The 9,848-nt window shown below is 73.1% G+C and carries 8 protein-coding genes and 1 pseudogene; 4 read left to right on the top strand and 5 right to left on the bottom strand.

The genetic code is table 11. The features are described 5' to 3' along the window. Positions 1 to 3,208 (top strand): tetratricopeptide repeat protein (locus AB0C29_RS19315; protein ID WP_360821904.1); only part of this gene is annotated, 3,208 nt, incomplete at its 5' end. Between the two features lie 13 nt (positions 3,209 to 3,221). Here AB0C29_RS19315 and AB0C29_RS19310 read toward each other — a convergent pair. From AB0C29_RS19310 to AB0C29_RS19295, 4 genes are all read right to left on the bottom strand, one after another. Next, on the bottom strand, positions 3,222 to 3,968 hold the full coding sequence (locus AB0C29_RS19310; RefSeq protein WP_360821902.1) for a TIGR03089 family protein: 747 nt from the start codon (positions 3,966 to 3,968) through the stop codon (positions 3,222 to 3,224). 18 nt (positions 3,969 to 3,986) lie between these two features. After that, entirely contained in the window at positions 3,987 to 4,859 is an 873-nt protein-coding gene (locus AB0C29_RS19305; RefSeq protein WP_360821900.1) for a helix-turn-helix transcriptional regulator, read from the bottom strand. Between the two features lie 18 nt (positions 4,860 to 4,877). Then, positions 4,878 to 5,654, bottom strand: a complete 777-nt coding sequence (locus AB0C29_RS19300) for an SAM-dependent methyltransferase (RefSeq protein WP_360821906.1) — start codon at positions 5,652 to 5,654, stop codon at positions 4,878 to 4,880. Between the two features lie 122 nt (positions 5,655 to 5,776). Further along, positions 5,777 to 6,532, bottom strand: coding sequence for a DeoR/GlpR family DNA-binding transcription regulator (locus AB0C29_RS19295; RefSeq protein WP_360821898.1), 756 nt, complete (start codon positions 6,530 to 6,532; stop codon positions 5,777 to 5,779). Positions 6,533 to 6,588: 56 nt separating this feature from the next. Here AB0C29_RS19295 and AB0C29_RS19290 point away from each other — a divergent pair, with 56 nt between their 5' ends. Further along, entirely contained in the window at positions 6,589 to 6,954 is a 366-nt protein-coding gene (locus AB0C29_RS19290; RefSeq protein WP_360821896.1) for a DUF4406 domain-containing protein, read from the top strand. 6 nt (positions 6,955 to 6,960) lie between these two features. Here AB0C29_RS19290 and AB0C29_RS19285 read toward each other — a convergent pair whose 3' ends face one another. Then, the gene (locus AB0C29_RS19285) at positions 6,961 to 7,434 is read right to left on the bottom strand and encodes a YbaK/EbsC family protein (RefSeq protein WP_360821894.1); all 474 of its coding nucleotides are present in this window, start codon (positions 7,432 to 7,434) and stop codon (positions 6,961 to 6,963) included. An 86-nt stretch (positions 7,435 to 7,520) separates the two neighbouring features. Here AB0C29_RS19285 and AB0C29_RS19280 point away from each other — a divergent pair, with 86 nt between their 5' ends. Further along, positions 7,521 to 9,377, top strand: a complete 1,857-nt coding sequence (locus tag AB0C29_RS19280) for an ATP-binding protein (protein WP_360821892.1) — start codon at positions 7,521 to 7,523, stop codon at positions 9,375 to 9,377. Positions 9,378 to 9,534: 157 nt separating this feature from the next. Further along, positions 9,535 to 9,848: pseudogene (locus AB0C29_RS19275) on the top strand (hypothetical protein); the annotation flags it as partial.

Here is a 9,848-nt window from a genome sequence, read left to right as displayed (position 1 = left end):
CACTCCGGGCCGGCCGGACACCTACTCGACGCCGCCCGCGGTCATGCATCAGGTCGTCTTCGCGGCCGCGCTCACCGGGGCCGCCACCCGGCCGGCGGGCTCGGCGCTGCTCACCCGCGCCGAGCTGCCCGGAGACCCCACTCCGATATTGGACGACCACGCCTACTGCTACCCGCCGCTGGAGGCGGGCAGTGTCCTGGAACCGCTGGCGCCGGACCGGCTCGCCGAGGACCTGCTGGCGCTTACGTTGCCCGGCCACCTCGCGCCGTACCCGAGCAAGCCCTGGGCGGCCCGGACCGCGACGGTGCTGGCGACCGGCGAAAGCGCTCCGGGTCACCTGGCCCGGCTGATCACCTTCCTGGCCGCGGCGACCGACCGTTGGCCGCACGTCGGACAGACCTATCTCCACCCGCTGCTGCTCGAACGACCGGAGCTGGCCGTCGCCGCGGGCAGCGCCGCGCTGGTCGCGCTCGCGGCCATCGGCGATCCGGACTTCGCGGTGCTCGAAGCCGTCGCGGAGCGACTGCCTGAACGGGACGTGGACCTCGACACCGGGGCCGCCGCCATCGTGGCCAGGCTGACGCCACACCTCGTCGAGGCGGCCACGGACGTTTGGCAGCGCGGCCTGCTGTACACGAACCTCGCGGACCGGCTGAGCTGTGCCGGGCGGCACGCCGAGGCACTCGACGCGGAGACCCGGGCCGTGGACATCTTCCGCGAGTGGGTCGTGGCGTCGCCGCGGAACAGCAGCGGCGGGCTCGCCAAGGCCCTCCTCGGCGTCAGCGAACACCTCGCCGCGCTCGGTCGCGACGCCGAGACCCTGGCCCCGGCACGAGAGGCCGTCGATCTGCTGCGCGAGCTGGCGGAGCAGGATCCTGAGCTGTACCTCGCGGTGCTCGCTCAGGGACTCAGCACCCTCGCGGTCCGCGTCGGCGTCGGGGGCGACAAACCGGGAGCACTGGCGCTCAGCGCGGAGTCGGTCGCCATCTGCCGACGGCTGCCTGACGAGGCCGGTGAAGAGGTGCTGGTCACGCTCGGCACGTCTTTGATCAGCTTGAGCAATCACCTGGCCGGGGCCGGGCGGCGCGACGAGGCGTACACGGTGGCTGCTGAGGCGATCGCGGTGTGGCGGAAGCTGGCCGGCATCCGGCCCGGCGCCTATCTGCCCCCGCTCGCGGCCACGCTGGCCAACGCCGGGACCGCCCTGAGCGCGATGGGCCGGCACGCCGAGGCGGCGCCGCCGACCGAGGAGGCGGTCGGGGCGTACCGGCGCGTGGCCGAGGTGAATCCCGACGCGTTTCTTCCGGAACTCGGCACCGCCCTGAACGGCTACTTCGCGTCGCTCGACGTCCGCGGTCGAACGGCGGAAGCGCTGGCCGTCATCGAGGAGGTCGTGGCCGTCCACGAACGGCTCGCCGCGGCCAACCCGGTGGCCCACGTGCGGGGCCTGGTGGCGGCGCTCGGCGACCTGGGCCGCCACCTGGTGAGTCTAGGTCGCGACGAAGAGGCGGCCGCCTGCGCGGAACGTGCGGTCACTCTGGCGCGGGACCTGCCGTCCGACGGTCCGGGCTCCTATCTCGCTGCTCTGGCCACAGCACTGTCCGCGAGCTCGGCGATCTCCACCTCGTGCGGACGGCACGCGGAGGCGGTCGGCACGGCGACCGAAGCCGTCGCCGTCTGCCGCGCTCTTGCCGCCCGGGACAGCGACCGGTACCGGCCTCAACTCGCGATCTCCCTGTGCGACCTGGCGCGGCTGTCGGACTCCACCGCCGCGTTGCCCCTCTCGGAGGAGGCACTGCGGATCGCCCGCGGTCTCGTCTGGCCCGGTTCCGACGCCTATCTGGACCTCTTGGCCGCGGCTTTGGAGCTGGTGGCGGGCGGTCTGGCCGACACCGGTCGGATCACCGAGTCGATCCCGCCGGCCCGGGAGGCGATCGCGGTCAGCCGCCGCGTCGCCGAGCTCAACCCCGAGGCCGGCCGGGCCCGGCTGGCCACCGCCCTGCTCAACCTGGGCGCCTCGTTGACCCAGCTCGGCGAGCTCACCGAAGCGCTGGACCTCACCCACCAGGCGATACCGATCTACCGGCAGCTGGCCGCCGCGGACCCGGCAGGCTATCTGCCCGACCTCGCCGCCGCGCTGAACAACGCCGGCAACCTGGTCGAACTCCTCGGACGGCCCACCGACGCCCTCCCGCCGGCCCAGGAGGTCACCTCGATCCGCCGCCGGCTGGCCCAGCAGGCCCCGGCCCAGTACACCGGCCCGCTCGCGTCGTCGTTGAGCAACCTCAGCAGCACGCTGGCCCAGGCCGGCCGGCTGGACGAGGCGGTCGAGACGGCCCAGGAGGCCGTGGCCGTCAGCCGGGTGGCCGTCCGGGCCGGCTCGCCGTCCGACGACCTGGCCCGGCTGGCCGCCTCGCTGAACAATCTCGCCATCATCCTGTCGATCGTGCGGCAGCCCACCGAGGCGCTGGCCGCGATGGACGAAGGTGTCGGCATCCTACGCAGGCTGGTCCGTGCCGAACCGGCCCGCTACCTGCCCGAACTCGCCGCGGCGCTGGACAGCCTGGCCAACCGGCTGGACGATCTGGGCCGGGCCGGGGAGGCGTTCGCGGTCGGCAGCGAGGCCCTCGAGATCCGCCGGCAGCTCGCGGCGCGCGAACCGCAGACCTACCTCGCCGACCTGGCCGGCTCGCTGAACAACGCGGGCATCCAACTCTCCGAGCTCGGTCGCCACCCGGAGGCCCTGGCGTACACCCACGAAGCAGTCGGCATCCACCGCCGGCTGGCCGCCACCGGATCCGCCTCGGCGCTGGCGCTGCTGGCCGGCGCGCTCAGCAACTACGGGCTCCGGCTGGGCGAGCTGGAGCGGCACTTCGAGGCGGTGCCGGCGACCCAGGAGGCCGTCGGCCTCTACGAGTTCCTGCTCCGGATCGACGACCAGGCGTACCGGCCCGACCTGGCGATGGCCCTGATGAACTTCGGGATGCACCTGGCCCGGTCGTACCGGCACGCGGAAGCGATCGGCCCGGCGGGCGAGGCGGTGCGGCAGTACCAGTGGCTGGCCGACCACGATCCTGACGCGTACGCCGAGGATCTCGCCACCGCGATGCACAACCTGAGCCTGATGCTGGCGGCGACGCATCAGGTCGACGCGGCCAACGCCTACGCGCAGCACGCGGCCAGGCTGCGCCAGCAGTATCAGAGGTAGCGGACCGCGATCCTCAGAGGACCCGGGTGACGCCCTCCGCGGCGACCCGGGCGTCCAAGGCGTCGCGGTCCAGGTTGGCACAAAGCACAATGGACGCCCCAGCCGCCAGCGGCGCCAGCAGCCACTGCACAGGCTGCTCATGGTTCGTCGCGTCGACCAGCACCCGGTCACCGGGGCGCAGCTGCAACGAGGCCGCGATGCTGTGCGCGATGTCGTTCCATTGCGCGTACGTCGTACCGTCCGGGCTTGCCGCGTCGCCGGGCCGCAGCGCTGTGTAAGCCGGCGCGTCGTCCGGATGCCGGACCACCTCGGCCGCGAAGTCCCGGTAGTCCGCCGGAACCTCGGCCAGCGGCTGCAGGCCGGGCGCCAGGCCCAGCACGAAGCGGTGCCGGGCGGCCGGCACCTCCTCGAGCCAGCTGTCCAGCCGCTTGCGGGAGACGAACACGGCGTCGAGCCGTTCGGGCGGCGGCGCGGACAGCCCCGCGGTGGCCCACGAGCGGAACGACACGGCCACCCCCGCCGACCACGCCCCGAGCAGCACCGCGGCGGTCTGCCAGTGCGCCGGCAGCAGCACCGCCGCGCTGCCGCCCGCTTGCAGGCCGCAGCCGTCGCGCAGCAGGGCCGCGGTCCGGGCCGACCAGCTGCCCAGCTCGGCCGCGCTGAGCTCGGTGCGTTCCCCGGTCGCGTCGTCGTAGTAGGTCAGCAGCGGACGGTCCGTCTCCGGCAGCGGCACGGAGAGCGCGGCGGTCAGCTCGGCCATCGCGGTGGCTTCCCTTTCCTACTCGGCGTCCAGGTCGCGCAGCGCCTTGTGCAGCAGTTCCGGGGTCCGCGCGGGGGGTTCCGCCTCGATCGTCAGCCGGCCCATCGCCGCGGCGTAGTGGTCGACGTCCTCGCGCTTGTCCAGGTACAGGCCGCTGGTCAGGTGCTCGAGGTAGACCACGTCGGGCATGTCGGGGTACGGGAAGCGCAGGATGGTGAACGCGCCACCGGCCGCCGCGTGCCCGCCGGACTCGAACGGGATCACCTGGAGCCGGACGCTGGGCTGCTCGCACATCGCCAGCAGCGACTCGATCTGCTCGCGGAGCACTTCCTTGCCGCCGATCGGGCGGCGCAGCACCGCCTCGTCGAGCACCGCCCAGAGCCGCGGGGACTCGTGGCGTTGCAGCATCTGCTTGCGCGCCATCCGCAGGTCGGCCCGGCGGTCGATCTCCTCGGGCGTCGCGCCGCCGTGCCCGAGCATGATGACCGCCCGGGCGTAGGCGTCGGTCTGCAACAGACCGGGCACGAACTGGATCTCGTACGTGCGGATCAGCTCGGCGGCCTGCTCGAGGTCCAGGTAGTTCTGGAACCAGGTGCTGAGCACGTCGCCGTACGAGTGCCACCAGCCCGGGGTGTTGGCCTCCCGGGCCAGGGTGAGCAGGCGCTGCTGCTCACCCTCGTCCTCGACGCCGTACAGCTTGAGCAGGTCGACGACGTCGCGCTCCTTGAAGCTGACGCGGCCGAGCTCCATCCGGCTGATCTTCGACTCGGAGGCGCGGATCTCGTAGCCGGCCTTGTCGCGGGTGACCCCCTTGGCCAGCCGCAAATTGCGCAGGCGGGCGCCGAGCTGCAAGCGGCGGACCGTGGGCCCGTCGTTCTGCGCCGTCGTCACTGGTGTTCCCGTCGTCGTTTACGGTTTGCGGCCCACGGCACAGTACTGGTCGATCTCCGGCGCGTTCTCGGCACCCGGCTCCGGCTTCCAGCGGGTCACCGGGACGACACCGGGCTCGACCAGTTCCAGCCCCTCGAACAGCCCGGCGATGCGGGCGGCGCTGCGCAGGTGGTACTTCGGGTTGGCGGAGATGTTCCAGATCCGCACGGCCTCGTTGTTGGCCTCGCTGGTGTCGCTGCCGTCGTACATCGCGAGGTAGCTGCCCGGGGCGAGCCGTCCCATGATCTTGTCGATGATCGACTTGGCTTCGGCGTCGTCCTCGATGTGACCGAGAATGCCCATCAGGAACAGCGCCACCGGCTGATCCAGGTCGAGAGTGCGGGCGGCCTCGCGCAGGATGGTGTCGGAGTCGCGCAGGTCGGCGTCGATGTAGTCGGTGGCGCCCTCGGGGCTGGTGGTCAGCAGGGCCCGGGCGTGCGCGAGCACCAGCGGGTCGTTGTCCACATAGACGATCCGGGCTTCCGGGGCGACCTGCTGCGCGACCTCGTGGGTGTTGTCGGCGGTGGGCAGGCCCGTGCCGATGTCCAGGAACTGCCGCACGCCCGCCTCACCGGCCAGGTAACGCACCGCGCGGGCCAGGTAGGCCCGGGAGAGCCGGGCGTTCTCGGCCAGCTGCGGCAGGGACGCGATGATCTGGTCGCCGACCTCCCGGTCGACGGCGAAGTTGTCCTTGCCACCCAGCAGGTGGTTCCAGATCCGGGCCGTCTGCGGGACGGTGGTGTCCAGTTTGGGCATCTCCTGCTGGCCGTCAGCCACGTGCACATCCCTTGCTCGAGCGGAACCACGCCGGATGGAACGGCGCAAGCATAAACCGCCCATCGATCGCAGGCGTGCGCCGAACGGTCATACTCCGCGACCTAAGCGGGAAGCACCGGTACGCCTTCAGCACTCAGTCGCCGTACGGTTTCGTCCTGTGACGATGCGTCGGTGACAACGCCCGCGACGGCACTCAGCGGCAGCACCGCGAAGCGGGAGGCGGCCCCGATCTTCTCGGTGCTGGCCAGCACGTAGGTGTCCGCGGCCCGCTTGGCCAGGGCCCGTTTCATCGCGGCCTCGTCGGCGTCGCCGGTGGTCAGCCCGGCGTCCGGGTGCACGCCGGTGACCCCGAGCAGGAACAGGTCCGCGTGCACCACCTGGGCGGCCTCGACCGCCGCCGCGCCGCACGCGACCATCGAGTGCCGGAAGAGCCGGCCACCGAGGATGTAGACCTCGACCGAGGGGTGCTCGGCGAGCGCGGCCGCGACGGTCGGACTGTGGGTGACCACGGTGGCCTCCAGGCCGGCCGGCAGTGCCCGGGTCACGGCCAGGGCGGTCGTGCCGCCGTCGAGGATCACGGTGCTCCCCGGCCGGATCAGGGCCGCGGCGGCCGCGGCGACCCGCTGCTTGCTGTCCACCTCGACCGCGCGCCGGGTGCCGTAGTCGGCCACCGCCGGCGAGGCGGGCAGCGCACCGCCGTAGACCCGCTGGAAGAGGCCGGCGGCGGCCAGCTCCCGCAGGTCCCGCCGGACGCTGTCCTCGGAGACGCCGAGCTCGGCGGCCACATCCTTGGCCACCACCCGGCGGTCACGGTCGAGCCGGGCGAGCAGGAAGTCCTTACGTTGCGCAGCCAGCATGCACGTTTCTCCACGTTCTTCTTTGTTTTTGCCGAGTCTAGCGCTAATCTGGCGCCATGAAGCCCATGATGATCCTCATTGCCGGTCCCTACCGCTCCGGCACCGGCGGCGACCCCGACCTGATCGCGGCCAACCTGGCCCGCCTCGAGGAGGCGGCGTGGCCGATCTTCCAGGCCGGGCACGTGCCGATGATCGGCGAATGGGTGGCGCTGCCGGTGCTCGACCAGGCGCACGGCGCGGCCACCGCCGAGGACGTGCTCTATCCGACCGCCCAGCGGCTGCTGCAGCACTGCGACGCGGTGCTGCGGCTGCCCGGCGAGTCCACCGGTGCGGACCAGGACGTGGCCATCGCCCGGGAGCGGGGCCTGCCGGTCTACCACCGGATCGAGGAGATCCCCGGGCACGTCGCCCAGCCGGCCTGAGCGTCGCTAGGACCGGGCCGGCTCGGGATCCGTCACGTCGGCGAAGGTGGCGTCCAGCGCCTTGACGGCCTCGTCCGCGGCCACCTGCAGACCCACCCCGCGCTCGCCCGCGCCGAGGCCGATCGTGCGGCCGCGCAGCCGTTCGTCGGCGATCACCGGCCAGGCCGTCGAGGACCCGAACGGGGTGATGGTGCCACGCTCGTAGCCGGTGGCCTGCTTGGCCGTCGCGGCGTCCGGCATCGACAGCCGGTTGACCCCGAGCAGGGCGCGCAGCTTCGGCCACGAGATCACCCGGTCGCCGGGCACCAGCACGAAGACGTACTGGTCGTCGGCGCGGCGTACGACCAGGGTCTTGACCAGATCGCGGACCTCCATGCCCTGGGCGGCAGCGGCCTCGGCCACGCTGCCGACCGGCCCGTGCCGCAGCACGCGGTGCGCGATCCCGGCCGCCTCGACGGCCGGCACGGCGGGTCCTGACATGAGATCACCATACCCAGGCCACCGGAGCACCCCGCCACTCGCGGGAATCGCCACCCGGGTCCCGGCCGCGGGCGTAGCGTCGGGCCGTGGGCGGGGAATCCGGCACGAGCACCTCCCCCGGCGCCGGCTCGCGGTCGCCGGGGCGTCGCTCGGTACGCGTGCTCGCCCTGGTCATCGCCCTCGGCCTGCTCGGCACCACGCTGGCCGCGCTGGCGTTGCGGCGGGCCGACGACGACCGGGCGCACCGGGCCCTGGAGCAGCGGTCCATGATCGTCGCGCAGACGGTGGCCGCCGAGGTCCGTCGCTACAGCACCTCCCTGACCGACCTGGCCGCGGCCGTCGGCGCCCAGGCCCGGCTGGAGTCCGCCGAGTTCACCGCCATCGTCGCCGCGATCGACCAGCAGCGGCTGCCCGGGGCCAGCGGGGTGGCCTTCGTGGTGCCGGCGAGCAGATCGCGGATCCCGCAGGTGCAGCGTTTCTGGCGGGACCGCGGTGACGCCGGGCTGACCCTGCAGCCGGTGCCGACCGCCGTGGGCGACCACCTGTTCATCGTGCTGCACCGCTCGCTCGACCGCGGTGAGTCGCTGCTGGGCCGCGACCTGGCCGGGTCCCCGGCGGCGGTCGCGGCGATGCGGCAGGCCCGGACGAGTCACCGGGTCGCGACGAGCAGCACCTACCGGCTGATCAAGGACCAGTCCCTGCCGGCCACGCTCCAGCAGTTGTCGTTCGTGCTGGCCGCGCCGGTCTACGCGACCTCGCCGTCGGCTCCGGACACCGGGCAGTTCCGCGGCTGGCTGACCATGGGGCTGCGCGGCGGTGACTTCCTGCGGCAGGCGATCAGCGTGGTGGCCGGCGACGCGGTGGCCGTCACCCTGTTCGACCCCGCCCCCGGCAACCCGGTCCCGGTCGCGAGCTGGATGCCGCCGGCCCGGCTGCACGACCACCCGGACCCCAGCGACGTCCCGGTCACCGTGCCGCAACGCACCTGGCGGCTCGTCGTCCAGCCCACCCAGCGGCTGCTGCCCGGCGCCGACATGCACCTGGACGTCGCCGCGTGGATCATCGGCGCCCTGCTGACCGCGCTGATCGCCGGGCTCACCGGCACGGTGCTCACTTCCCGCAACCGCGCGCTGCGCCGCGTCGACCAGGCCACCACCGCGCTGCTGCACGACATCCGGCGGCGCGAGGCCGTCGAGCAGCAGCTGCGGCAGCGCGAGACGGAGCTGGTCGGCTTCGCCGGCATCGTGGCCCACGACCTGCGCAGCCCGCTGGCCCGGATCACCGGCTACGCGGACTTCCTGCGCGAGGAGGCCGCGGCGCGGCTCGACCCGCAGCACCGTGACTTCCTGGAACGGCTGTACGGCGGCGCCCAGCGTATGCAGACCCTCATCGACGACCTGCTCGACTACGCCACCGCCGAGAACCGGACGCTGAACACCACGACGGTCGACCTGAAGGCGCTGGCCGACGACATCGCCCACGAACGGCTCACCGGGGCGCAGCAGTCGGACACGCTGATCGTCGTGGACCCGCTGCCCGCCGTACCGGGGGATGCCACGCTGCTGCGGCAGGTGCTGGACAACCTGATCGGCAACGCGGTGAAGTACACGGCGGAGGGGCATCAGCCGTACGTGCGGATCAGCAGCCGGCCCGAGGGCGACGCCGTCCGGATCGACGTCGCCGACCGCGGCATCGGTATCCCCGAGGAGCAGCGCGACACCGTCTTCACCGCCTTCGCCCGGGCGGCCGGCAGCGAGGGCTATCCGGGCACCGGCCTGGGCCTGGCCATCGTGGCCCGGATCGTCGAACGCCACGGCGGCCGGGTCGGCATCGACGACAACCCGGGCGGCGGCAGCCGGTTCTGGTTCACGCTGCCGGTGGTGCCCCGGCCCGCCGACGTGGCCCCCACCGACCCGGCCGACTGGGTTATGGTCGGGCAGTGATCCCGGTGGAGGCAGTCGCGGCGGCGTACGCCCACTGGATCACCCCCGCCCTGCCGCTCTACGGCAACGACCACGAGCGGGCCGACTTCGCTCCCTGACGCAGCCCCGGCACCGGCGCGTCCAGCACCATTCCTCATCGCACAGGGAGCGATGTGTCATGTCCGCTGTCAGTTCCTCTCCGCCCGGGGTCCGCGCGGTGCTGCGTGCGCCGCAGGTCTCCCGCGTTCTGCTGGCCAGCCAGGTCGGCCGCCTGCCACTGGCCTCCGGCCCGCTCGCCCTGCTCCTGTTCGCCCGCCAGTCGCTGAGCCTGACCGCCGCCGGGCTGCTGGTCGCGGCGTACACGGCGGCGATGGCGGTGAGCGCTCCCCTGCTGGCCCGCACGGTCGACCGCTGGCGCCAGCCACCGGTGCTGTGGGCCTCCGCGCTGGTGTCCGGCGCCGGTTTCGTCATCGTCGCGGCGGGCGGGCACCG

The sequence above is a fragment of the Actinoplanes sp. NPDC048791 genome, from assembly GCF_040650095.1.
Lineage (GTDB): Bacteria > Actinomycetota > Actinomycetes > Mycobacteriales > Micromonosporaceae > Actinoplanes.
The sequence above is the reverse complement of the archived record's forward strand: the minus strand, read 5'-3'. Positions and strand labels throughout refer to the sequence as shown.

Bases quoted from the DNA above. Each gene is read 5' to 3' on its own strand.
- AB0C29_RS19300 (WP_360821906.1), bottom strand. From the start codon at position 5,654: ATGCCCAAACTGGACACCACCGTCCCGCAGACGGCCCGGATCTGGAAC.
- AB0C29_RS19295 (WP_360821898.1), bottom strand. From the start codon at position 6,532: ATGCTGGCTGCGCAACGTAAGGACTTCCTGCTCGCCCGGCTCGACCGT.
- AB0C29_RS19290 (WP_360821896.1), top strand. From the start codon at position 6,589: ATGAAGCCCATGATGATCCTCATTGCCGGTCCCTACCGCTCCGGCACC.
- AB0C29_RS19310 (WP_360821902.1), bottom strand. From the start codon at position 3,968: ATGGCCGAGCTGACCGCCGCGCTCTCCGTGCCGCTGCCGGAGACGGAC.
- AB0C29_RS19285 (WP_360821894.1), bottom strand. From the start codon at position 7,434: ATGTCAGGACCCGCCGTGCCGGCCGTCGAGGCGGCCGGGATCGCGCAC.